16 protein-coding genes and 1 pseudogene are annotated in these 24,125 nt (G+C 56.4%); 8 read left to right on the forward strand and 9 right to left on the reverse strand.

The window, feature by feature from the left end; genetic code table 11:
* Positions 1 to 92 precede the first annotated feature (92 nt).
* Positions 93 to 416, forward strand: a pseudogene (locus tag ACSQ83_RS15940) (HNH endonuclease); the annotation flags it as partial.
* Positions 417 to 690: 274 nt separating this feature from the next.
* On the opposite strand, the gene ACSQ83_RS15945 reads toward ACSQ83_RS15940, so the two are convergent.
* From ACSQ83_RS15945 to ACSQ83_RS15970, 6 genes are all read right to left on the reverse strand, one after another.
* Complete coding sequence (locus tag ACSQ83_RS15945; protein WP_436228822.1) at positions 691 to 2,454, reverse strand: ATP-binding protein; 1,764 nt, start codon at positions 2,452 to 2,454, stop codon at positions 691 to 693.
* 8 nt (positions 2,455 to 2,462) lie between these two features.
* Positions 2,463 to 3,386, reverse strand: a complete 924-nt coding sequence (locus tag ACSQ83_RS15950; RefSeq protein WP_436228823.1) for an SIR2 family protein — start codon at positions 3,384 to 3,386, stop codon at positions 2,463 to 2,465.
* 809 nt (positions 3,387 to 4,195) lie between these two features.
* A complete protein-coding gene (locus ACSQ83_RS15955; protein ID WP_436228824.1) occupies positions 4,196 to 4,621 on the reverse strand; it encodes a hypothetical protein in 426 nt (141 codons plus the stop codon).
* On the reverse strand, positions 4,618 to 5,232 hold the full coding sequence (locus ACSQ83_RS15960) for a hypothetical protein (RefSeq protein WP_436228825.1): 615 nt from the start codon (positions 5,230 to 5,232) through the stop codon (positions 4,618 to 4,620). Before ACSQ83_RS15960 ends, ACSQ83_RS15955 begins: the two co-directional genes overlap by 4 nt.
* A 45-nt stretch (positions 5,233 to 5,277) precedes the next feature.
* Positions 5,278 to 8,991 (reverse strand): DEAD/DEAH box helicase, encoded by a 3,714-nt coding sequence (locus ACSQ83_RS15965; RefSeq protein ID WP_436228826.1) that lies wholly within the window; start codon positions 8,989 to 8,991, stop codon positions 5,278 to 5,280.
* A gap of 320 nt (positions 8,992 to 9,311) precedes the next feature.
* On the reverse strand, positions 9,312 to 9,968 hold the full coding sequence (locus tag ACSQ83_RS15970; protein ID WP_436228827.1) for a glycoside hydrolase family 25 protein: 657 nt from the start codon (positions 9,966 to 9,968) through the stop codon (positions 9,312 to 9,314).
* A gap of 809 nt (positions 9,969 to 10,777) precedes the next feature.
* On the opposite strand from ACSQ83_RS15970, the gene ACSQ83_RS15975 reads away from it, so the two are divergent.
* The 7 genes from ACSQ83_RS15975 (at position 10,778) to ACSQ83_RS16005 (ending at position 20,941) form a co-directional block, all read left to right on the forward strand.
* On the forward strand, positions 10,778 to 12,121 hold the full coding sequence (locus tag ACSQ83_RS15975; RefSeq protein WP_436228828.1) for an alkaline phosphatase family protein: 1,344 nt from the start codon (positions 10,778 to 10,780) through the stop codon (positions 12,119 to 12,121).
* Positions 12,122 to 12,223: 102 nt separating this feature from the next.
* The gene (locus ACSQ83_RS15980) at positions 12,224 to 13,942 is read left to right on the forward strand and encodes a hypothetical protein (protein ID WP_436228829.1); all 1,719 of its coding nucleotides are present in this window, start codon (positions 12,224 to 12,226) and stop codon (positions 13,940 to 13,942) included.
* Positions 13,943 to 14,277: 335 nt separating this feature from the next.
* Complete coding sequence (locus ACSQ83_RS15985) at positions 14,278 to 16,146, forward strand: hypothetical protein (RefSeq protein ID WP_436228830.1); 1,869 nt, start codon at positions 14,278 to 14,280, stop codon at positions 16,144 to 16,146.
* 3 nt (positions 16,147 to 16,149) lie between these two features.
* On the forward strand, positions 16,150 to 17,484 hold the full coding sequence (locus ACSQ83_RS15990) for a hypothetical protein (RefSeq protein WP_436228831.1): 1,335 nt from the start codon (positions 16,150 to 16,152) through the stop codon (positions 17,482 to 17,484).
* Positions 17,485 to 18,465: 981 nt separating this feature from the next.
* Complete coding sequence (locus ACSQ83_RS15995) at positions 18,466 to 19,614, forward strand: helix-turn-helix domain-containing protein (RefSeq protein WP_436228832.1); 1,149 nt, start codon at positions 18,466 to 18,468, stop codon at positions 19,612 to 19,614.
* 9 nt (positions 19,615 to 19,623) lie between these two features.
* Positions 19,624 to 20,103 carry a hypothetical protein gene (locus ACSQ83_RS16000; protein ID WP_436228833.1) on the forward strand — a complete coding sequence of 160 codons (480 nt, stop codon included), beginning with the start codon at positions 19,624 to 19,626 and terminating at the stop codon, positions 20,101 to 20,103.
* Positions 20,104 to 20,230: 127 nt separating this feature from the next.
* Positions 20,231 to 20,941, forward strand: coding sequence for a phage antirepressor N-terminal domain-containing protein (locus ACSQ83_RS16005; RefSeq protein ID WP_436228834.1), 711 nt, complete (start codon positions 20,231 to 20,233; stop codon positions 20,939 to 20,941).
* A gap of 363 nt (positions 20,942 to 21,304) precedes the next feature.
* Here the strand turns inward: ACSQ83_RS16005 and ACSQ83_RS16010 are convergent, their stop codons facing one another.
* The 3 genes from ACSQ83_RS16010 to ACSQ83_RS16020 form a co-directional block, all read right to left on the reverse strand.
* The gene (locus tag ACSQ83_RS16010; protein ID WP_436228835.1) at positions 21,305 to 21,733 is read right to left on the reverse strand and encodes a hypothetical protein; all 429 of its coding nucleotides are present in this window, start codon (positions 21,731 to 21,733) and stop codon (positions 21,305 to 21,307) included.
* Positions 21,734 to 21,735: 2 nt separating this feature from the next.
* Positions 21,736 to 22,632, reverse strand: a complete 897-nt coding sequence (locus ACSQ83_RS16015) for a DUF6731 family protein (RefSeq protein WP_436228836.1) — start codon at positions 22,630 to 22,632, stop codon at positions 21,736 to 21,738.
* Between the two features lie 304 nt (positions 22,633 to 22,936).
* Entirely contained in the window at positions 22,937 to 23,983 is a 1,047-nt protein-coding gene (locus ACSQ83_RS16020; protein ID WP_436228837.1) for a DNA-binding protein, read from the reverse strand.
* Positions 23,984 to 24,125 lie beyond the last annotated feature (142 nt).

Consider the following 24,125-nt stretch of genomic DNA (forward strand, 5'->3'; position numbering starts at 1 on the left):
GGTCAGCTTACGCTGCAGGAAAGCGGACATTTCAACTTGGCTAAAAGCGGACATTACAACTTAGCCACTACAAAAACGAAAATACTACAAATAAGATTATCTCAAATTATATCAATCAGCTTCCGGTGCTAAGCGCGGGGCTGTTACTCAGAGCAGACATTCATACGCTGTTTGACCTCTTTCTGCTGTCCGTCGACTCGCGATCTATCATCCATGTCGCTCGACAACTCCGAATAACTGACTACGGGAAGTACGATGGCAAGTCGTTAGCGGTCGTACCCGACAGCTTTTCAGACGCTCCCTCTGCAGACGCGCTTGACAAGCACTACCGAAATATCTCGAGGTGCAGCGACGGGCAAGAAGGTGACTTCGGGACTGAAATCCAGGAACCCCGAAGCCCGGCATGCACTGGTTAAACGTCCGCAGTCTGGCTGCGACTTCGTCAGCGTCGACCTCCGCTTTGGGTCGCGAGCCGACAATTCCGGACGCGCACAGACCGGCCACATTCGCTCTCTCGTTCACACGGCGTCGCAGACACTTAAGCGGGTGCCCGTGACGGCCAACGCTCAAGCGAGGTTCGTATGCGATGCGGCATTGGCTGACGGTGGCACTGAGAGGCAAGCTCGCAGCTACTCGCAAGTAACCTTTCAGCCGTCAGCTCAGGTCGCAACTGCGCGTCTGCCATCTTCGTTAAAGACCGGCCAGCGGGTCGTCCTGCATTGTCTGCTTGCGCCATCCATCCACTGCTCCCGCTAGGCCACCGATCTCGGCGTCCTTTGCCCAGCGCTCCCAAAATTCAACAGTTCCACTGTTAGGGCGCTGCGTAGGTTCTGAAACGCGGATCCGAGTAGGCAACAGGCTTGCGTCGCCGACGACTAAGGCTTCGCCTGTATCGAGAACTGGCAACAGATCGCCAAAGCCACCGAGCGAATCGGGCAGCAGGCGCCTCACCACCGACTGATCGTCACCGTTGGTGAGGCGCATTGCAACAAGATTGTTGCATTGGCTCAACACAGTGCGATTGACTTCCGAAGGCCGTTGACTAATGACCACCAGTCCCACGCCATATTTTCGGCCCTCCTTAGCAATCCGCTCAAAGATTTCCACCGAAATATCACCAGCGCCCCCCGCCTGATGTCGCTCAGGAATATATAGATGAGCCTCATCACAAAAAATTGCCAATGGGTGACGATGATCCGACTGCGTCCATTGCTGCACAGAGAAAGCAAGCTTAGCTACTAGACTAACAATGAGCGGTAGCACATCCGACGGCACCTCGGAGAAGTCGATGATCTTGACTCCGCCTTTTTTGTCTTCTTGGTCCTTTCTGCCGGCAAGGAGCGCTACTACAAGTGACTCAAGCCAACCGAAGTTCATTGTCTCTGCGGCTCCCTGAAAGAGGAAGCCAAGGCGTCGGTCAGTTCGCTTGTTTTCCAACCGCTGAATCAAGCGGCTGAGCTTACCGTGAAAGTCGCCTTGCTTTTCCGTCTTTGCGCCCGGCACCATTTCCGCGTTGAGGCGAGACATTTCCGCGATGACGTCATCGAGGTTGAACGGGATGGGGCTGTCAATGGTGAAGTTCGCCAGCACGTCCGTGTGACCGCCGTCTATAAGATATTTTTTCTTGGCGTCAACGACCGCTCGCGACATAACCATCGTCTGGTTCGGTGCGTTTTGGTCGCTGCGGTCGACGAACATTGACGTCATCGCGTCATAGCTCAATAGCCAGTATGGAAGGAACAACACTCCTTCCTTCAGTGTTGCGTCGGCATCGAGGTCTGCGGGACCGGCGATCCGGTAATGGCGGAAACCGTCCCCTTGGAGCGGAGAGTATTCGCCATGAACATCGAAAACGATAGCGTTAGCGTTGCTGAGCTCTGCAACCTGTTCAAGGATCCGAGCAGTTGTCCACGATTTTCCTGATCCAGTGCTACCGACAATAACCGCGTGCCGCTGAAAAAACTTGTTGCCATTTAGATAGGCTTCGGCATTCTCATCCAGCGTATAGTGGCCCAACGATAGCTTTTGCGCGTCCGAGCCGATGTTGGCAATTACGCGCATGAACGCCGTGAGACGCTCGCCTTCGAGTGCGAAGCAGTTCGCGTCGATTTCGGGAACAGTTTCTAGCGTGCGCAGAAAAACGTTTTGTTTTAGCCCGAGTTTATCGACAAGCGTGCCGATGAGTGCAATGCGCACGACATTCAGCTCGGAGATGGCCTCTTCGCTTTCTTTATCTTCACCAACCGCTGCGCCCCCATCGATAGCCGTCCGTGTAATTTTTTGAATGATTCCGATGAGATGTTGGCCGGGGCGGCTACTTTGCAAAACTGCAAGTCGATTTACTTGCAGTTTGCGCAAGCGCTCGACATCATCAACCGAAACGACCACCATTGCTGTGTCCACCGATCGAACATGCCCCAATGCTTCGCCGTCCTCGTACGAAAATATACTCATACACCCACTCACATGATCAGTTTGAGGAACTCGGAAAGTTGCCAATATTCCGAATCGGGAATTTCAACCCCCGCAGGGGCTTCGCTGCAGAACATCCGCGTGGCGATTCCGGACTGCTCCAGTGCCATGAAGCGCGGGCACTTTCCTGACTGGAAAAACTCGTGCGCCTTGTCGCTAATCGTTCTTGTGATCAGAACGAGCGGCACGCCTTTGGTATGACAGCGCTCCACTAGTAACGATTGAAGGTGCTGGTCGTTGAATCCATATCCCGCGCAAAAATATGCCCCGGCAGAGCGCACTGCGTCATCCGCTTGCGTCATAGTTGACCGGAAAGGTTCGTCGTAGGTCCGACGATATTTTTCAATGCCCGGCGTGATAATCACTGGCTCCATAGCTGCGGGACGGGTTTGCCTCGGGGGCAGCGCCACTACAACACCGTCAGCATCGCTGAACCAGCCGAATGAGCCATGTACCTTCCACACGGACACCGTGCGCGCCAGCGACTTTCCGTATGTCACTTTCGGCGCCGGATTCCCAGAGCGCGAAGCAAGAGCGGCGAACGTAAATCCCGTGTATGCGGTGTACCCTCCAGCCTCGGCTGCGTACTCCGCAAGACGATCGTAGTTCGGTGTCACAACCTGGAGGTCTACACGCGTGCTCCTGAATAGATGCTCGAACAGACGCGTGAGCGGCAAGAGTCTGCGATTACTCACAAGTTGATCGAAAACAGCGAGGTCGTACGGGTTTAGATAGTCCCACGTCGCTGCAATGACATGTCTCGTCATCGGTGGGGTCAATGCGACTTCCGTAAGTGCCGTTTCCAGATCCTTCGTTTTGAGTGATTCGCAGAATGCAATCCAGCTTTCGGTATCTGCATTACTCGAGGTTGCTGCAATAGTCGAGGCCTTGAGATGTTCAGCTAGCGGCCACATTCCCGGAATTCCGTGCGCGGCTGATGCTCCGCTTCCGATTAGGATGACGGGCGCGCGGGCGATACACTCCTGCGCAAGTGCTGTGACCGTCTTCAATGCATCCAAGTGACCCCCTTGATTTATGTCGGTGTGGACCGACTTCACCGCTGATGGCGCAGGACCTTAGTTCTTTTTATAAGCTTCATTCGGATCGCGACAATTGCAAAGAGGTTACCAATGCTACAGGGTAAATTCGCAATCTTTGGAATAAAAGCATACCAGATAGTTGTACGTCCGCTGGCCTAGATGGAGGCCTTAATTCTGCCGCGAAGAATGATCACCGGTCGCAACCAATGCGACCTGCCCGATGATTGCAGCCCATTGATGATCAAAACGACATCTGATTCACGTAATCCGCTTTATTTTTCACATATCCCTTTTACAAAATTTTCGATCGCGCTCAGTCGAGCTACGCAACCCGATTTGAAAGCAGCCTCCGCCAGCGTCCCCATTGCGAGCGCGCGTCGCATCATCTCGACCTTGTTGCGAGCGCCACATATGCTTCGTCCCTTTAGAAGAACTTTGGACGGATCGTCTTTGTTGGTATCGACAACTCCATGTTCGATAAAGTGTTACGCGAGTGCCTCGCGATAGGAATCATACTGTCTAATGACGAGAACAGTCGGTCGTTGCAAGCGAGCATTGCAAGCCTATTTGGAACTCTGTGCGTCTACAGTTCCTCTGCAGGCGACTGCGCGTGGGTAATCGACGACTGCACTTCGTGCGTCTGACTCGGGCACCGCCCCAGAGACTGGCACCATCGGGTGCAATCAGGCATTCAGCTTTCGTGCAATGCAGCCAGCGTGGTACCCACCCAGGAGCAGCAGTCCCAAGGACAGCAGCAGAAAGATGGCGAAAAAGACCGTCATCGCCTGATGGACCGGTGCATATAGCGGGTCGGTCTTGGCGGCATCAACCATCCGGATGCCGAGCACCATGATGAACGACACGAAGCCGATCACCACTAGGTTGATGATGTAGCTGTGCCAAGTCGACAGTCTCCGGAGCTCGACACGGCACTCGACGATTGCGCGCTTTTGCGGCTCATCGCCCTGTGCTGAGTTCAGCTCGGTCTTCTGCCGAAGTGCCATAACGTCCCTGAGCCACTGACTCAGTTGCAGGTAGAAAAAGCTCCCGAGCAGACTCGCCAGCGTCAGCAACAATCCAACTATCGTAAGCGGATTTGCCGGGGTCATTTCGTTTCCTTGCGCATGAGTTCAAGAAGAGCGAGCACCGCCTCGGCAGTGATCGAGAACCAGATCAACGAGGGGGATGAAGGTAGGCGCTTTGGCGGCGCTGGCCGGTTTGGACCGCTGAGCGCGCTGGCCATGAAATCGTAGAGGACGACGAGTTGGTCATAGCCACCGGGCGAGATGCTCAGCTCGAAGCGCTGCGATGACGCGGATTTCGACTTGCGAGCCTCGAGCGACTTCGCCTCGACATTCTCCAAGGTCGTCTGAGCCTCCGCGCGGGCCGCGGCGCGCCATTGGGCGCTTCGACGCGCCAGGAGGAGCCGTGCCACATACTGGGAGCGTGGCAGCGGCATCCCGAACCGGGCATAAATGCGATTGGCTTCGGGTTGCTCATCAGAAAACACTTCTTCGTAGAGCCGTGCCAACCAGTGCTCGGTCTGCTGGCTCTGGTTCTCGAACCGGCGGTCGCCGACAACCCATTCCAGCACCAGCTCTTGAGCGACGAGATGCAGGCGATCTTCGATGCGCCTTTTCGTCGCGGCCGACGCCTCTATGCCGAGGCTCTTCTGAGCGCGCGCCTTCAGCTCTTTGATGCGATCGTCGAACTCACTCATGACGGAGCCTGTAGGTTGGGATGAATTTGGCTCGCTGCAAGTTTGCTACTCGTTGCAGACGATTCGATATCGGACGCCGGCCCGGTCGAACGTCGAGCGCACGCCCGCCAGGAAATAGAGGAACTGGAGGTGGCGCTGGTCGGTGCTCGTGATGGTTGTCAAGGCCTCTGCCCGACTCAGGAGGCCACTCGTGAGCATGACAATCTCCTTCTTGTAGGTCGGGTCAGCGAGCACTTTCAAAAGCAACGCGTGCGCTTCGACAGGAGTCGGGGCCGGGTTTGCCGCGCTGATGATGCGTGGCCTGGTGACCAGCGCCTTGCCAGCGCCTTGCAAGACGACCTCCCAATCCGCGTCCCACTTCGTCGAGAACGGGAACTCGCGACGGCTGGAGCCGGCGAACGCCAAGCTGGCCACGGCCTGACGCGTGACGTCTTGGAGCTTGCGCGCGGACACACCGGCGGTTCCGTTGTCTGCCTTCCCGTGCACCATGAGGACGCGTCGAGCAGCCGGATCGATCGCATAGAAGTCGGCAGTCTCATCGGTTCGGTCGTCGCAAATCACCGTGGCGCATTTCTGGAGGTCCTTCGCGAATTCCACGTCGCCCGCGGACGCTCCATTGATCCAGCCGTACACAAGGCCAAACAACGTCTTCGTGCCCCAGTCGGCCAAGTTGTCGAGCCGCGTGTCTCCCTTCTCGCTCACCACCGGACCGACCACCGGGCAGGGCTCGAGGATCGACATCAGGGCGTCGTTGATCTCCGGCTTGTAGAAGTGAGACTTCGAGTAGACGACACCGCGCTCCGACGTGACGATTCGAAACGACTGCTCTTGATTGATGAGCCGTGTAAGCGAGGCCGACAGCGTTCGGCCGAAGACAGTGTTGTCGGCTTCAGTTTCGGTGCCGCCACTTGGGGCGTTTGGCTCTGCCACCGCGTTGTTGAGATCCGGGCTTGAAATCGCATAGCGACCGGTCGACGGGATAGCGGATCTGTAGATGTACTTGATCTCGACTTCGTGAGGACCGAAGTCGAAGGCGTACCTTGGCGGCTCCGTAGGGTCGGCGCTGCGATTGGTGATTTCGCAGCAGGTGTCGTACTTCAGGAGCTCTTTGACCTCGTCCGAGTTCCAGACGCGCTCTTCCTGGGTTTCAGTGGCAGTCTCCAAAAGCTCCCAAAGATCGAGCAGGATCGACTGTGGAACGCCAGCGTCTTGGTCTAGCGGGGGCACCTCGCTTGCAAACCGGTCGAAGTAGCCGTGCGGTCGGATACGGCCATCGGCCATCGTGCTGCCGACAACGCGTGCCCACTCGACATAGTCCTTGACCGGCAGATGCTTGTTGGTGGCGTCGGCAACGCTGGAGCGGGACAGCGACAGACGGCGGCGCGCCGACTTGCTCCCGAGTTGACCAAAGCCGCGAACGGACGTCGGCACTTGGCTGGTCTCAGCTAGGTCGAAGTAGCCTTCATCGAGAGCGTGCTTACGGACGCTGATGGATCGCAAGCCCAACTCACTCGTGTCCAGGCCGCTGGCCACTGTTTCGACGATGCGTGTGGCATTGGCTGCCGGAATGGCGCCGTTGGGTGTTCGCGCAAATAAACGTTTCAACTCGACGGGTTCGGGGCTGAGAAGGCCCAGGCGATTGTGGTCGATGCAGATGCCTTCAGTGTCGATCAAGAAGATGTACCGGCCTGACCGGACGATGGCCATGATGCCCAGTCGCCACTCCGGAATATGGTGGCTCGCCAGATACGGGGAGTTGCCCCAAGCCAAGTAGCGAATCAATCGGACGTCTCGATACACATCTCCGGCCGGCGCCGACACCGGGACGATGTCGAAGCGTTCCTCCAACTGCATGGCTTCGCGGCAGGAGGCTTGCAGCTCGTCGAGGAACTTGTCGGGGATGGCATTGAACTCGTGTTTGACAACGCCTTGGACGCGGCACACTACGGCGCGTCGGGGAAGGACGAAGGCCGCCATCGTGGGGTTCTGATCGAGCAGGTGGCCACCCTTAAATTCACCAGCGATGTACTGAACCGCCGGCGCGGTGCGCTTGACCGACGCAATCAGCTGGGTCTCGGCGAGAAAGGCCACGTCAGACCGCTGAGCCGCATATTCTTCGTAGGCTAGGTACTCGTTCCACCGACGCTGAGTTTGTTCCGCCACGGTTGGGGCGGTTTCGTAGCGGTCGAGACGCTTGGAGCTGCCACGAATGGTCGCGACTTGGCCGGTGGGATCGGCCAGGTTGGGTCGGCGAATGGCGCGCCCGATCTGCTGCACGACCAGTCTAGCGCTCCCAAGTCCGTCGTAGAGCCAGATCTCGATAAAGGTGCTGTCGTCGATGCCCTCCATGAGCTTGGACTGGTGCATCCATATACGAGCGTGTTGGGCGGCCGTGCTCCCCTCGGTCTGCCGAACCTGAAGGAAACGAAGCTCCTTGAGTTGTTGCTTCGCCGCGCCAGGCAGTCCGTCAAGATCGCTGCACTCGAGTTCTTCCTTGCCCTGGTACGCGTCGTGGATGAGCACGGCTGCCTCTCCTTTGGCGAAGAAGGCGCGCTGCAGTGCCTTGAGCGAAGCGAAAGTGCCCGCGTGGACGATCGCCTTTTTGCCCGAAGGTAATTGGGCGAGCGTGGCTGCGAACTCGTCGACGAAGCTCTGCGGGTTGTAGCGCGCAGGCTTGGCGGCTGCAGGGCTCGCTCGGGCGGCCCGGCCGGTTGGCAATTTTCCTGGACTTGCGGCGACGGGTTGGGCGAACACGACCTCTCTGATGAGCTTTTCGCGCACGGCCTCCTGCCACGGGAGGTTGAAGACGAAGTTGCCGTCGATCTCGAAGTACTTGTAGTCGTTGCGGTACGGAGTCGCTGACAAAATGATCGTGGGCTTGCCGATGGCCCTTACAGCTTGCGACCAGGAATAGGCGGGCTCGTGATGTCCCTCGTCGACGATGACCAGGTCGACTGACTTCAGAAGATCCTGGAATACCTTGAGACACTCCTCGGCCGTCATGCCATCCTCAAGCCCGTGGAGGCTGCTCGCCACCGGGCGCACGTCTCTGCCGTACATCGATCGGTGCGGCGGCGCCTTGATGCCGAGGATCAGGTGCAGGGCGTTGAAGGTTGACACCAAGATCTGTCGCTCCCGGTTTCGCTCTTTCCAGATCTTTTCGTACTCGTCCGCCGCAAGAACGCGCACGGGCGCCATCTTTCCGTTCTTGATCAATGCGGTGAGTCGATCGATTTCTTCCTGTGCCAGGTTCTCGTGCAGTTGACAGTCGTAGTACACGCCACTGACCGAGCGACTCCAGAACCGGAACGACAGGTCATACTTCATCTGATGCACAAGCCCGGCGCGCGGCGTCAGGATCAGCACCTTCTTCACGAGCGGGGATGTGCACGCCAGCGTGGCAATGACGCCGGTCTTGCCGGTGCCCGTGGGCATCTTGATCAACGCCGCCTCACGGGGCGTATCCGCGGCTGCGTGACGCTGTGCGGCCAAGTATGCGTGGCCTAAGGCGACGGCGCGGCGCTGCGGCACCCAAAGGCCCCGCTTGGGCCGATACCCACCCTTGGCACCATCACGCCAGAATTTGAGCGCATCGAGGTCTTCCATCGCCTTGCGATACGTCTTGGCGACCTTCGACCTCTCAGCTGCAGAGACGGTCAGCGTGACTACGCCACCCGTGGACTTCCTCGTCCCAGGCGTGACCAGAAGATCCAATGTCTCGACGGAGCGTGGAGTTACGTTTGCTTTTATTGTAGCCAAGTTAACCTCGATGCTTGCCTGTCAGCGCGACAGTACCTTCTGCAGTGCCGCACAGCATCGTGATGCGTTGTTGCGGGCGCTGCAACGGTGTTTGTTGGCGGAGCGCTCCGAATGATTGGTGGTGGCGATAAAGCTTTGTTGTGAAGACGTCTAGGCCTAGGTAGTGACACAGACGCACGAAAAGAACCAAAATCTCGTCTCGCCTGCAGGATGCGTGTGACCGGCCAGACGAGCATTCCGATAATGTGGCGTCCTAATTTGCAAAGCAAGGTACCGCCGGCAGTCCGCAATGCCTTGCGCGGCGACTTCAACCACCCCGGTCACGCGAATGAAGGCCACGCCTGCTGCAGGGCCGCCTGTGTGCCTCGGTAGCAGCTCCGGTCAAGGCCATTAGTTGGTGCAGGCCCTAAGCGCCCATCCGAGAATTGCCAGAGCGTCCACCCTTTTGTCCAAACCCGACTCGGCACATGTAGCGGTTGGTTGTTGTAGCTCGCATACCACAATGGGCAATTGCTCAACGGGCACGCTGGGTCCGCGACGGCATCGGAGTTTGTCACTAGGTTACTCCCGTAGACCATCGGCCAACGGCCTGTTCGTTGTTGAATGAGCGACACAAAAGTGCAAGCATCCTCGACCGACATATCTGGACCGCTTGTACTGATTTCGAAGTCGAGAGCGAGCAGTGTTCCGGCATCGGAATTCGGGTCAACGCCCCATTGGATTGCATTGAGGAAGTTGCTAACCTGGTCTGCGGGCGCGGCGCCACTTGAAAAGTGGTATGCGCCCCATAGCATTCCCAACGCATTCGCCTGGTACCGACGCTGCTCGTAAAACGGGTCCTGCCAGCTCGCACCTTCAGTAGCCTTGTGAATCACGGCCACTATCCCTGCGGTTTGCATATCGGCCAAGACAACCTCGGGGTGGAGATGACTCAAGTCAAGCACACCATCACAGGTCCCATCCATTGTGACAGGCATATCTTTCTCCTCCGGGTTCGGGACTAGAGATTCTTCTACACCACAGAGATGTAGAGCTTCCTAATAGCTACTTTATAGTGCCATTTCCGTCCAAAGGTACCCCCTAATTCCGACGGAATCTGATTCACTTCCGCCAATGGTTTTCGCGTACCTTTCGAAACCCGCACTCCGACGTCGCCCCTATGACGGAGTGAAACTTATACGCAGTGTCGGCCGCTTCGAACGCACCATCGAATTGGAAAATGGCGTGGCGACGTGCCCGGCGGCGCGGGGAGCGTACGCGTGCACTGGCGCAGAGGACACTGGCGGAATCAGGTGCTTCGGCACAATTCCCGCAACGAGCTCACCTATCCACAGTTGATTCGGGTGTTGAGAGACACGAGCGAAGCATCCGTCGAAGGGGGCCGTCGCTTAAGCCGCTGCGTCACACTCATCGACTCTCGAACTGCGGTGCTCGCGTCGAACGCTCCTCCTAATCTGCTTGGTCGGCGGACGTCTCGTGAAGTACGTCTCAATTGGACAGTCCTACCGGGTAACAGATAGCGCGCCGAACGTTTTTCGGTCGAAGCCGCGCATTTTTGATTCGACGATTATTAGCCGATCATCGTCCCGCCCTCTAAGGATTCGACCTATCTTTAGTAATTTCCATTGCCTTTTCAGAAAGCCGGCATATAAATAAACCAGTTCGTTGCATCTAACAGAAATCGCAATGACGCCGGCGACTGACCAGTATCGGGCTGCTAGAAGCCATTCTAATCTCGCCAGTTGCCGGACATGGAAGCCACGAACAATAAGACTCGAGGTGACCTATGGCAACGATAGAGCACGTGTTCGTCCTCATGCTTGAGAACCGTTCTTATGACAGTGTGTTTGGGTGGTCTAACCTATCGGGCACGACACCAGCAGGTCAAGTAACAACCGCCAACGGACTGCCAACAACGCCTATCGTCAATTTCGGGCGAACTGGGACCTCCTACCAGCTAGGAAAAAGTGCACCATACGCGCTTGGCTTTGACCCGGGCCACGAATTCACTGACGCTTGTGTCCAGCTGTGTGGGCTGCAGGTCGCGAGTGGTGACACCGTGCGCAACGACTCTCTTGTGCTCGGCGCAACTGGCTATCCGCCGTTTGCAACGGCAACGTCGACAATGGGCTTTGCCGCGACGTTCGAGGACCACTCCGACGTGGTTGCCGACGCCTTCTGCGCCTTCACTCCGGACCAGCTTCCCGTTCTGAATTTCCTCGCCGGCCAGTTCGGCGTATGCGACAACTGGTTTGCTTCGATGCCAGGACCAACATGGCCTAATCGGTTCTTTGCTGTGGCCGGGACTTCGTCCGGACTCGACCATTCGCCGAGCGACGCACAAGTCGTAGAAGCGGTGTTCTTTAACGCACCGCTCTTCACTTTCCCGAATGGCACGGTCTTTTCGAAGCTCCAGGCGTCGGACTGGCTCATCGTTCAAGGCGACGTCGCGCAAACACGTGGCATCTACGGCATGCAAGATTTTCTCAGTCGGTTCGTCTCTATGGATACGCTGCTGTCGCGGCTTGCCAATAATTCACTGACCGAGAAATTCATCTTCATAGAGCCGACGTACGACGCGAAGAATGACTTCCGCAATGGCAATTCGATGCATCCGGCCGGTGATGTCCGCAACGGGGAAGCGTTGGTTAAGAAGGTCTACGACGCTATCAGTACTTCGGCTATTTGGCCCAACAGCGTGCTGCTCATTGCCTTTGACGAACATGGGGGATTCTTCGACCACGTGACGCCTCCCGTCGCTGAGCCACCGGGCTCAGCTGAAAACGCCCGGCTGAAGACGCACAACTTCGCGTTCGACACACTAGGCGCACGTGTGCCGGTTATCGTTGTTTCTCCTCTCGTTCCCGCTGGCACCATCGACCATTCGCTGTACGACCATACCTCGATTCTGAAAACAACAGACACACTGCTCGAGCTGAATGGATTGCTCAACTTGACGGCGCGCGTACGCGCTGCAGGCGATTTCTCGAAGGTGTTGAGTCTTTCGACGCCTCGCACCGTCGTTCCGCAGTGCCCCTTCCCCATCGCTGCGGGTGGCGACTCGATACCCTCAAGCGAAGGTTCTCCGCGGGCAAAAGACCCGTTCCTGCCGCTGTACGCACACCACTAGAAGCGGCGGCGCGCGTCGCCTGCGTCAGACGCCCTCGATGCGCCTCGGGGCCCGTCGCGAAGCTTTACGCTGTACGGTCGCAATCGGTTCTGGAGACAAAACATGAAAACGACAGCAGTTATCTTGATGCTTGCGGTTTTTGCTGGCACGTATGGTACAGCAAAGGCCGTTGATGCTCCCGCGCCCGCGAGCAACACTGCACCCACCCTCGGCGCACCCGTGCCTGCTTCGCTTCAGCGCGGCAATCAGGCGGACATCAACGGGGAAAACCTTCCTCTCGGGGTAGCGGCTGTTCAACTGTGCGCAGACATCGACCCCGGCTGTATCAAGCCATACTCCATCGGTACGCAGCAGTCCACGAGCAAGTCCATCAAATTCTTCCTGCCAGACAAGCTCAAACCCGGGACCTACCGTGCCAGAATCAGTGCCGACCAAAAGACCTACCTCTACACGACGCCGCCGCTTGTGGTAACGCGCATCACGCCCGCGATTTCAGCGCTGTCCGAGACGACTCTTTATCCCGCGGGGTTCCTTGCGCCCGACTATGCCGACATCCAAATCCAAGGTACTGGTTTCGCAGGAGACGCAGAGACGGTTACCTTGGACGCAAAGGACAAACACGGGAAGCCAATAATCGATGGAAAGGTGAGCTATAAGGAAGTGAACCAGATTCTTATAAATGGAGTTCCGCTGCGGCAGTGCGACCCGCCAACGACTCGCTTCTGCACGAAAGTCGACCCAATCAAAGAAGGCAACCTAACAAGCATCACTGTATCCGGCATCCCTCGTTCCTTGACAGGCAAGGTCAAAATTGCCGTACAGGTAGAGGACGCAATCTCAAATTCGCAAGACCTCCTTCTGTCCCGTTCGCCCCGCTATGCACCAAGGTTCGCTGCAACAGCGCTGTTGCTGATAGTAGTCGCGCTCGCCTGGAGGGCTGGGTGCAAGACAGTCGATGTCCCTTTGCTGTCGCCAACGGCTCGACTCCCCAGTTGGAAAACAATCTTCATCGACGGAGACTCGAAAACCTACAGCCTTTCCAGACTCCAACTCGTCATATGGACGTTCGTCGCATTGTTTGGGTGGATATACCTAAGCGTGGCACGCAGCCTGATTCAGGGGATGGTTACGTTCTCCGATATACCCAGCGGCTTACCCGGTGTCTTAGTCGTGGCTGTAGGTACGAGCGTCGCTGCCACAGGGGTGCAAGCGATGAAGGGGACGAAATCATCGGGCCCGTTTTCACCTACGTTCAGCGATTTTTATTCTGTAGGCGGCGTCATCGCTCCCGAACGCGCCCAATATTTCCTTTGGACGATAGTGGGGGCAATAGGTTTCATCGTGTACACGTTGGCGCTCGACCCGGCGACAATACAAGACCTTCCCAAGCTTCCCGATGGATTTCTTCAGCTCGCTGGTATAAGCGCCGCTGGATACATTGGCGGAAAAGCCGTTCGGAAGGGTGGACCGGTACTGGCAGGAGTCAAAGGCGTTTCGGACCAAGCCGTAACTGCAGATGTCACTTGGACACTCACAGGCACAGGCTTGGCCAAAAATGCGACCTTTGCGTACAAGGTTGGAAGTGGAGACACAGAGCCGGCGCAACAGTCGCTTCCGGATGCGACGGTGGAAGCTAACAGCACAGACCAGGACGGAGACCCAACCCTCTTCAAAAAGTTGACCGTCACCATGAAAAACACACCTCCCGCGGCCTTGCCGAGCGCCGTCGGCACCCCTCCTCCGGCGCCGAAATCTCAATATCACAAGCGCCTCTTTGTCATCATCAATCCAGACGGTCAACAGGCTGAGTGGCCTTACTAAACGCCGTCGACTATACAGAGGGAGGAAAGCGCCAGCCCGATATCTATCTGATCCACCATGCGTTCACCTCGATTAAGAAGGACAGGCGCCGCTTTTAGAGCTAGTTTGAGTCAATGCTAGTCAGCGTTACTGTCATTTGATGGCCAATAGCCGAGTTTTTGTGCTCTATCGCACACTCGTATAGCTGCTACGCAGCGATCCTTCTAGCGGAAAGACGCGAATATTTGGCGGAGCCCCTCAGTTGGCTCTCTCTCTTCGACCAGCGCTCGCCTTAGGCACCAGCGTATTTGAGTCGCTAACGTCTTGTCGCGAGCTAATCTGAATGAGGTTCCGGCATGAGCGGGTTCGTCAATAATGCGTTCACTCTCGATTTGCCAAAGCGCCGGCCGCTTAAGATCTATGCGTCTGATCCCATGGCAGGAAGGCGATCAGGCGAGCAGGCGCGAGTCGACGTCGAAAATGAAACGCTCATGCCTGGTCCGGTCGGCGAGCGACTGATGGTCGTCGACTATAACGCGAGTACTGGAAAATACTACCCCCCGATAGATCTTGATAACCCGGCGTTGCTAATGCAGGGTGGACTCAACCCCACTGAGTCGGACCCGCGCTTCCATCAACAGATGGTGTACGCGGTAGCGCTGCGCACGCTTGAAAATTTTGACCGCGCACTGGGACGTAGAATTGTGCTGAATCGACGGGGAAGCCGTCTCAGGCTCTTTCCGCATGCATTTTACGGTGCCAACGCATTTTTCGACGAGAGCCTGCATGCGATCATGTTTGGCTATTTTCGAGCCGACAGAACTGATCCCGGCGAGAACCTGCCCGGACAAACGGTATTCACCTGCTTGTCGCACGACATCATTGCACATGAAATGACGCATGCGATCGTTAATCGCTTACGCAAACTGTTCCTACAACCCTCTAATGTTGACGTACTCGCATTCCATGAGGCGTTCTCGGACCTGGTAGCACTTTTTCAGCATTTCTCATTTGCGGATGTTGTAAAAAACCAGATACTTAAGACCGGTTATGATCTCTCAGCTGCGACAGATCTACTTGGCCTTGCTGCTCAGTTTGGTCATGCAACTGCAACCGGTAAGGCACTGCGCTCGGCACTCGCCGATAGCCCCACCCAATTATCCGACGATATTAGTGAGCCTCATGAACGCGGTGCAATTCTCGTAGCCGCAGTATTTGACGCATTTCTTCATATCTATGAGCGTCGAACGGCCGACATCATTCGCCTTGCTAACGCAAGCGGCTTGCCTCCCGGATCGCTTCCATCCGACCTAGTCAACTGGCTCGCAAAGGAGGCCGCCCGCATTGCGCAGTCATTGTTGACTATATGCATTAGGGCGTTCGATTACATGCCGCCTGTTGACGTAACGTTTGGCGACTTTCTTCGTGCAATGGTCACCGCCGACATAGAACTCTCGCCAGACGATGAAAATGGGCAACGCGCCGCGCTCATTGAAGCGTTCAGATTGCATCGGATCTATCCGCAAGGCGTCACGTCACTCGCCGAAGCCTCTCTTGCCTGGAGTCCGGCAGATTCCTCACTGCCGCCGCTGAAGTGGAATCCGGAGGCACTTTTGAGCGTCATCGTTGACGCCGCAAAGCGCTTTAGCGCGGGCTCGAAGGCACCAGCAGCAGCATCTGACCTTACCTCGGAATCAATTGCCAACAAATTCCTATCGCCCTCTGACGAGCAATTCGAGGCTGATGAAATTGCCCAACCCGGGGAAGACACACGAACAATCTCGACCCTCTCGAGGCAGCTTCACGAGTACGCAACCGCGAACGCTGACAAACTTCTACTGGACTCGAAAAGTGAGATTCGCGCTCTGGGCGTACACCCGGTTTTCCGCGTTGCACCGAGCGGCAGGCTAGTGATCGAACTGGTCGCACAGGTCGATCAAAAATGGCCCCGAGTATCCGATTTTGGTGGGTTATATCCGCGAGGCGGCTCGACATTGATCGTCGCATTCGATGGGACGGTGAAGTACGTGATCGCCAAGCCACTTCCGGGAAGAAATCTCCCCGCGATTCAGCAAGATCGCGCCCGAGAACGCTTGATTCGACAAGCGGGGTTCGTACAGCAGAGCGACCAAAGTGATCCTATGACACCCTACATGACTGAGCAGGAATTCGCTCAGCGGGCTGCCCTGCGCGCGAGAATGTCGACGCTTCATTTCACGAGGTGACCGATGCCTCCAGCGAAGAGTACAAGACGTACAAAATCGAGTTTGGACAATGAGAAGGCGAAACCTTCCTTGCCAACGATGCGTGGTCGCGCTGCTGCTAAAAAACCTGAATCTGATCGAAGCGTGTTGGTCCGCATGTACAACGTGGGGTTTGGAGATTGCTTCCTAATTGAATCGTCGGGGGAGGACGGCGCGATTAGACGGGTGCTGATTGACTGCGGGTCGATCGCGTCGCCCCTACCGCTCTCAATCTCTGACACGGTAGACACCATATTGGCAGACGTGACGGGTGAGGATGGTGTGCCTGCGATTGACGTGGTCGTCTGCACCCATAGACATGCAGACCACGTCAGTGGCTTCGCCAGGCCAGAATGGAAGAACCTTAGAGTCAAAGAAGTCTGGTTTCCATGGACGGAAGATCCGAAAGATCAAGAAGCGCGACGTGTCCGGGAAAATCAAAGCCGTCTTGCAGTGGCGCTCGATCACCTTTGGAGGAACCGACTTGGAAACAATAATGATGCATCCGACGTGCGGCGCTGGCTGGAAATGTCGCGAAATGCGTTAAGCAACGCAAGCGCGATGTCAATGCTTCACAGTGGATTTCGATCGAAGCCGGTGACACGCTTTCTCTCCAGCGAGGGTTCGCCAGTGCCAATAGAGACAGGCGTTCTAAGCCCTATGACAGCATATGTGCTCGGGCCTAGCCGGAACGATGACATTATCCGAGATATGGATCCACCGGAAGGAAAGACCTTCCTGCGGCAAATCGCCATGACATCTGGCACCACGGATGCATTTGAACCGTTCACGGACAATTGGCTCATTGATCCCGCCTCCTTCAGTTGGCCGGACTTGCTCGTGGACGCGAGCGATATTGAAAAGCTCCGTGGAGCTAGCACGGCCTGGGATCCGAACGTCACCGTTGCGCTTGAGCAGGCGGTGAACGGGACAAGCCTCGTCATTGCATTCGAAATTGGTGATGCGGTCCTATTCTTTCCCGGCGACGCTCAGTGGGGCACTTGGAACTTGTTCATGAACAATCCAGAGAGCCTAAAACTGTTGACGCGTGCAAAGTTCTGGAAGGTCGGTCACCACGGAAGCCATAACGCCACGCCAAAGGAATTCGTTCAGGAAATGGTTCCGTCATCATGCTGCGCGATGCTGTCGACACGTACCGGGAAATTCTCGAGCATCCCTCGATTGCCGCTTCTCGATGCCATTAAAAGAAAGGGCATTGCGCTTGCTCGCAGCGATGAAGCAGCACAAGTGCCCAAGTCGTCTTTTTGCGGTAGCAACTCAATCATTGAAACGCTGATTCCTATTGGAAGCGCCCCCTGACGCTCGCGTAGCGTTGCACGGCTTAAGCGGGTCGGGTCTAATCACGTCGGGCGCTTTGTCGAATAGTTGCTCCATGCCATGAAAGCCGTCCAATAGAAGGGGGGCGCCTGCTAACGAGCGGACGATCAAACCTAGATCCGATGCGCAGGTGAATTAATTTTGGCGGCGTGCGCTCGAGCAGGATCGCAACGATCTGATCGCATGCCCGCTTCCCGATGGTTTCTTCGAAAACCGCACGATTCCTGATCGATTGCAGTCCTGGGCTGTGCCCGAAGAATTGCTCTCGTCGCTGCTCACTCAAAGGCCAGACGTCGTCGAAGCGAAGCGCAGCTTTAAAGCAGCAAACGCGTTTATCCGACATGAATCACGAGTGCGCCACTATCTGAGATTCGCCCCCAGACTTGGCGCTTCATGCGCGAGATTTATCGCGTCTGGTATTTCCAAACCCTGAATCATCCCTAGCCGATGGCTCAGCAACATGCGCCGGGCTCATGGCGCCGCGGCTCCTATGGACATTGAGGTCGACCGGATGCTTGGTCGGTCGGTCGATAGCCATTTTCGAATACACCATCCTTGCAGGCGGCGGTCAGTTCCCGCGCTAGATCACTGCATCGCCTGAACGTCAGCCATAAGCGCTTGCGCTTCCGGCGCTGAGTCGATCCAGATCATTGCGATCATAGAGCGCTTGCAGTCAGCGAAGCGTCGCCCCATCGTCAGCGCGGCGCTGACCTTTTTGGTAACAGGGATTTCCGGCACCTTGCCGGCTGCGCATCGAGCGTTGCGGTCATGATCCCCGAAATCGCGATGCCGCTCGTGAGCGGAAACTGTGCGCCGCTCGCGTCAAACATGCGGCAACCACCCTGCCGGTCAAAGTTGACTTGCGACGCTCACGAGAAACGGCGCGCTTTTGGCCGTGATTCGTGATTGCTCGCTTAAACTACCATTTTGCGTTTTTGCGCAAAGTGGCGTATTGTGAAAACCATGCAAATCGATCCGACCGACTTTCGAACACCAGGACAGTACATTGATGCCCTTCTGGAAGCGCGCGGATGGTCAAAACGCGTGCTCGCGGTGATTTTGGGCGTCGACGACAGCAGCATCAACAGGCTCGCCTCTGACAAACGACCGGTGGACGCCGCAATGGCGGTGTCGCTCGAAGAAATCTTCGAGGTGCCGGCCGAGAATTTTCTTGACCTTCAAAAGTCCTTCGATCTCGCTAAAGCTCGGATTTCAGCTAGGCCGGATCCCGGCCGGGCTACTCGCGCTCATTTGTTCGGGGGCTTACCTGTCATCGAGATGATTAAGCGCGGTTGGCTAGACGCCGACGACGCGCGGGATGTCCAATCTGTAGAAAATGCATTGGCAAAATTCTTCAAAGCGGACACCCCCAGCGAAATCGAAGTGCTCCCGCATGCCGCAAAGAAAACTCTCGTGCACGGGGATCCGACGCCCGTTCAAATTGCGTGGCTGTATCGTGTTCGAGAAATCGCAAGCGAAATGCTTGTCCCGAAATATAGCCCTCAGATGGGCAAGCTGGCAGTCGCAAAACTTGCAGCGCTCCTAGCCGCAGCCGAGGAAGCGCGAAAGGTGCCCAAGATCCTCGCTGAATGTGGAATTCGGTTTGTCCTTGTTGAGTCGCTTACATCCGCGAAGATCGACGGAGTGTGCATGTGGCTAAACGATCACTCTCCCGTTATCGGCATGACTCTTCGTCACGATCGGTTGGACAACTTTTGGTTCGTTTTGCGCCACGAACTAGAACACGTTCTTCAAGGACATGGAAAGGACGCAATCATCCTTGATGCAGAGTTGGAAGGCGAAAGAGCCGGCACTGGAGAAGCCGTCAGTGAAGAGGAAAAAATAGCGAATGCCGCCGCTTCGGATTTCTGCGTCCCGAGAAAGAAAATGGACTCATTCATCGCGCGCAAAGCGCCTTTCTTCGCGGAACGAGACCTCTTGGGCTTCGCCAAAACTCTCAATGTGCATCCCGGACTGATCGCGGGACAGCTTCAGCACCGTACAGGACGCTATGATCGTTTCCGCGCCCACTTGGTGAAGGTACGTTCCATCGTAACGCCGGGTGCGATGGTTGATGGCTGGGGTGACATTGCTCCGGTTGGACTCGATTAAGGAGTTGAAGTGACTAAGCATGTGGAAATGCAGTACTTGATTCGCTTGTACAAAGAAATCACCGGCGAACACGAAGTCGATATGAAGAAGGTAGCCAAGTTTGCACACCAGCGCGGATGGCCATTGCCCGAGCCCAAAGATCCCTTCGACATGTTGGCGACTGAGTTCACACAGGCTGCACGACAAGAGTTTCGCCGCGATCCCAGGACGGGAAAACCATACCGCGCCAACCACGCCCTGCCGGTTAGTCAGGGAGGGGTACAGCTCACGTTGTGGATCGACATTGACGAAGCGCCGCGACACCAAATGCACAAGTCGCTAATTAATCGCCGTGAGCAGATGGTCGGCGATGGCGTTCAGCTTTCGTTGGACGCAGATCACTGGAACAGCATTCACGAAGAGGAAGACCCCATCGCCATCCCGATGGACCTTACTGATGACATTGAGTGGCGGAAGAATGCGCCAGACGAAGATGAGGATGCCGCATAGGCCACGGAGGATGATCGCAAACAGACGACAACTTTGAGAAGCTACCGCGTTTAAAGCGGGAAAGCCCCTACCGGCAATCTTGGCGGATCCGGCAGAGGCTTAATGTTCAATCTACTAGGACGAACACGTGGATACTACCACCACGGCGCGGACGCGCCAAATTAAAGTACCGTTTTACGGTGTGGATTTATACCTGATCGAGCACAAAGGTCAACCTTACACCCCGATGAAACCTATCGTGGGAGGGATCGGCCTAGATTGGGCGAGCCAGTACCGTAAAGTAACTGACAACCGTACACGATGGGGTGTTGTCGATTTGACAATACCTTCTGCTGGCGGCCCGCAAAGCATGACATGTCTGCCAATTCGAAAAATGGCTGCGTGGCTTACGACGATCGAGCCTGGGAAGGTGAAGAACATTCGTGTACGAGATCGAGTCATTCAGTTTCAGAACGAATGCGACGATGTACTTTGGCAGCATTGGACAGATAGTTACTCTGTAAGCCCTCGTACCGATGATGCTGAGGCGCTTGCGCAGATCAGCAAGCGATCCGATCGTGAACCGCTTCTCATTCGCGCGGTGCGGCTCGTCGTTGAGCGGGGCGTGACATTTCCAGAGGTGTACAAGATCATGAACATGTATGCAGGAACCCGTCACCTCCGCAACATGACTGTCGAGCAAGTCAACGAAGCCTTCGGCTTTACTGAACGAGTTCTTCTCGGCGAGGATACGGACGGGGATTGGGCAGAGATTGAACGAAACCGGGCGGCGTTGTTCGAGGATATGATCCAGTTGCCTCTCGCCGGTCTCGTACATCCTCGGCTGCTAAGCAAATAGGTGAGCACTAGCCATCACGGGTCCGGGCGGTTTTCGGGTTACCTGCTCGCGTCAGAACAAAACCCATAGAATGCGCGATGACGATTTTTATGGGGTATTGATGGAGCTACAAATCACACCATGTGCCTCAAGACACTTGTCCCGTTTGTATGAATTCTGCGCGAGCGATGTGAACTACCTGCAGCACGGTTATGTCGTTCGCGCCGATCAGTCGTTTTGGCATGGCTACCTCAGCACTGGCCCGTGAATCGGCACGAGTCGACAAAGCGCCATGCGAGCGAAAACAACGGCGTAAATGTGCAATTGATTGCCACGCCGCTAGCCCTTCGACAACGAGTTCAATGACCCTTACTCACTCCCTATTCACACGGGTGGTGCCCACCGAAGAATCTTGAAGAAGATTCTAGATACGCGGTGGAAACACATCGCAGAGAATGCAGCAAGTGCGATCCAGACAGGCCCATACCAATATGGGAGATGTTCGTTCCAGAAAAAACCCGCCATCGAGTAGACACTGAAACATAGGCAACCATAGAGCGCGCCCGCTAGATAAGTGATGAGATCATCAATGTAGCCGGATGCTCGCAGACGGCCCACAACTGTGTCGGTAGGCAAGGCCGCAAGGATAGCTTGGGCGGTGGCGATAAATCCAGTGAGTATTGCACCGACGCTTATGGCCGCCGACAAGAATTCCTTTATCGCTTCCGGCAATGGAAGTTTGAAATGCCACCATGCGATGCCCGCCGCGCCTGATATAACGAATGGGTACCAACGCTCTGTTTTCAGTGACATGGTCATCCCGCGATAACGCGCCCCCAGCCATTGCGGGCGCGAATTAATCCATCCCACCGGGAGCGTTGAGTGTACCGCCGATCGGCACCTAGGATAAGGTCGCCGATTCGTTGTTCAAGCTTTGGTTTTAAGAGGTCGACAACATCGAGCGGTTCCAGCAAGGAATCACGTCCGACGACTTCTAGCTTTGACACAATCGGATCTTGGTCTTCCCCTACATGGCGCATCTCCATCAACCGACGCGCAAGTGCTCTTGCCCGCTGGAATGATAATGCCGCGTTCCCGCTTCGACCAGCGGAGACGATAACCTCAATGGTTTCCGCACCTAGGTTATCGCTAACATCCAGCGAGCGACCAAGGGATACGTTACCGTCACGCTGCGCCTGTGTCATTCGAGGCGGCGCAATTTTGAAGTGCATTTTTGTGATGATTTCCTTCTGGGCAAACTTCACATCAGCGCTTTCGTCCATACGAATGTTGAATTCGTAAGACCCCACAGCGTTAGCGTCATGGCCATAGAGCGCAAAGTAATTTTTCATGATCGAGGACCGCACGCCATAGTGGTTGTACTGGATCAGTATCACTTGTCGTTGCGGGTCATACAGCGCCGCCGTCTCCTCACCGAACCCTTGATCTGCTTCGAGTTCAAAGCCCTCAATCGGATCTTCTCTGTTTGCCTTACCAGGCCCGTGCTCGAATCGAATCTTCGTAAAATCCAGAAGCCAATACGCGGTATTGTTATCCGCGCTGCGGGGCGGCGCGATAGTTTCTAGGCGGACCTCTTGCTGACCAACAGTCTTCAAGCGATTAGCAATGCCGTCTTGGTGAATACGCTCCAACAGTTCGGTCAGCGGAGGTGTCCTTTGAATCGCTCGCACATCAAACAAATGAACAGCCATTTCTCCCGCCATCAATCGTCCCCTCAGATCGTTAGATTCATTGTTTTTATGACGAGCAGAACTGTAGCATTTTGCGGATCGAAACGCCGATTACGCCGAATTCTAAGTATCTCGTCGGGTTTAATGTTTCCGTTCGATGTGCGGAGGTGCACCTTGAAGCGCGTACGCGCCAGCCGCCATCGCCCGTTGCGACGCGCTGGGTCGTCCTAAGGCAACTTCGGTGGTGGAGATACCGCGTTACGAGGCTTGAGCGCGATGTCGAACTTCGATGGTGACGCCGACATCGGATACCGCCGCGATGCAATCAAGATTTTCGCACGCGTGGCGATTTCCGCGTCGCCGCACTACTCGTGCGCGGGCCAGTTGTCCGCTCCGCTGCCCGTTTTGCCGTTGACACTTGTCGCTTTGCAGCGACCGGCGTCAGTGACAACGCCAGTTGGTCTCGCTGCTCACGCGCCTGCGCCGCTTCATCGATATAACGCGCGTTCGCGGTGCGCAGCGCATCGAGCTTACCCTCCAGCACACCGACTTGCTGACGCAGATTGCCGAGTTGGCCCTGCAGCTTCTGTACGTCATCGCGATGCCGGGTACCGCCCTGCTCCGCTTTGCGGTTGGCCGCGTCCAGCTCCTTCTGCAAGCGTGCGGCCGCTTGCCGCTCGCGATCGATCTCCAGCAGCGCCCGAGTTTCGGCGGCCTTGAGCCGCTCCTGCGCCAATGCGCCGTCAGCGCGCAGCTTGTCCAGCTCAGACGCGAAGTCATGCCGGGCCGCTTCGAGCGCCCGCTGCAACTGATGCTCGCCCTGTTGCGCGAGCCGTACCTGCTCCTGGAGTGTCGTCACCGCGGCCCCTGAGACGGCCAGCGCCTGATCCAGCTCGGTGATGCGGGTCTGCGCGCCGTCCAGTGCGGCCGCACTGCCCGTCAGTTGCTGACGCACCTGGTCGCGCTCGGCCTCAGCCTGAGTCTGCCGGGCCTGCGCATCCGCGACCGAGCGTTGCGACTCGAGCTGCCCGGCGGCCAGTTGGTCCTGCGCCATATCGACCGCCCGAGTCCAGAGCGCGGCCGCCAGCTCGCCCGTCGCGGACTGCAGCTCCGCCGGCAGGTCCGGGTGCTCGATGCGCACCCGGCTCTTGTCACGCAAAGTGGCCCAGAAGCGCGTCAGCGCCTCGGCCGGCGCGCTCATGCTGCCCTTTTTCACCAGTTGATAGAGCCGGTTCGCGGTGGGCGTGATGTCGTGCCGGAAAAACAGCAGCACGCAGACCTCGCGATACAGCTCCTGCGTACGCGGAAACTGAGTCCGCAACTGCTCGATTTCCGCGTGCAGCTGCGCTTCCAGGGCGAGTGAGGCATCCATGGCGGACCGCTCCGTAAAATGAATGTGTTGATAATATAACGTATAACGTAAATTATCTTGACGCGGAACGGAGAATTTAGACATTATGACTATAATGTCGAGTAAAATGAGTGATTGTGTGAATCGAGCGCATCTCACCCCA

Source organism: Caballeronia sp. LjRoot29 (assembly GCF_964252755.1).
GTDB lineage: Bacteria > Pseudomonadota > Gammaproteobacteria > Burkholderiales > Burkholderiaceae > Caballeronia.

Coding starts and splice junctions, on each gene's coding strand:
- ACSQ83_RS15960 (WP_436228825.1), bottom strand. CDS start 5,232: ATGAGTGAGTTCGACGATCGCATCAAAGAGCTGAAGGCGCGCGCTCAG.
- ACSQ83_RS15955 (WP_436228824.1), bottom strand. CDS start 4,621: ATGACCCCGGCAAATCCGCTTACGATAGTTGGATTGTTGCTGACGCTG.
- ACSQ83_RS15970 (WP_436228827.1), bottom strand. CDS start 9,968: ATGCCTGTCACAATGGATGGGACCTGTGATGGTGTGCTTGACTTGAGT.
- ACSQ83_RS15985 (WP_436228830.1), top strand. CDS start 14,278: ATGAGCGGGTTCGTCAATAATGCGTTCACTCTCGATTTGCCAAAGCGC.
- ACSQ83_RS16015 (WP_436228836.1), bottom strand. CDS start 22,632: ATGGCTGTTCATTTGTTTGATGTGCGAGCGATTCAAAGGACACCTCCG.
- ACSQ83_RS16010 (WP_436228835.1), bottom strand. CDS start 21,733: ATGTCACTGAAAACAGAGCGTTGGTACCCATTCGTTATATCAGGCGCG.
- ACSQ83_RS15945 (WP_436228822.1), bottom strand. CDS start 2,454: ATGAGTATATTTTCGTACGAGGACGGCGAAGCATTGGGGCATGTTCGA.
- ACSQ83_RS15950 (WP_436228823.1), bottom strand. CDS start 3,386: ATGTGGCCGCTAGCTGAACATCTCAAGGCCTCGACTATTGCAGCAACC.
- ACSQ83_RS15980 (WP_436228829.1), top strand. CDS start 12,224: ATGAAAACGACAGCAGTTATCTTGATGCTTGCGGTTTTTGCTGGCACG.
- ACSQ83_RS15975 (WP_436228828.1), top strand. CDS start 10,778: ATGGCAACGATAGAGCACGTGTTCGTCCTCATGCTTGAGAACCGTTCT.
- ACSQ83_RS15995 (WP_436228832.1), top strand. CDS start 18,466: ATGCAAATCGATCCGACCGACTTTCGAACACCAGGACAGTACATTGAT.
- ACSQ83_RS15990 (WP_436228831.1), top strand. CDS start 16,150: ATGCCTCCAGCGAAGAGTACAAGACGTACAAAATCGAGTTTGGACAAT.
- ACSQ83_RS16020 (WP_436228837.1), bottom strand. CDS start 23,983: ATGGATGCCTCACTCGCCCTGGAAGCGCAGCTGCACGCGGAAATCGAG.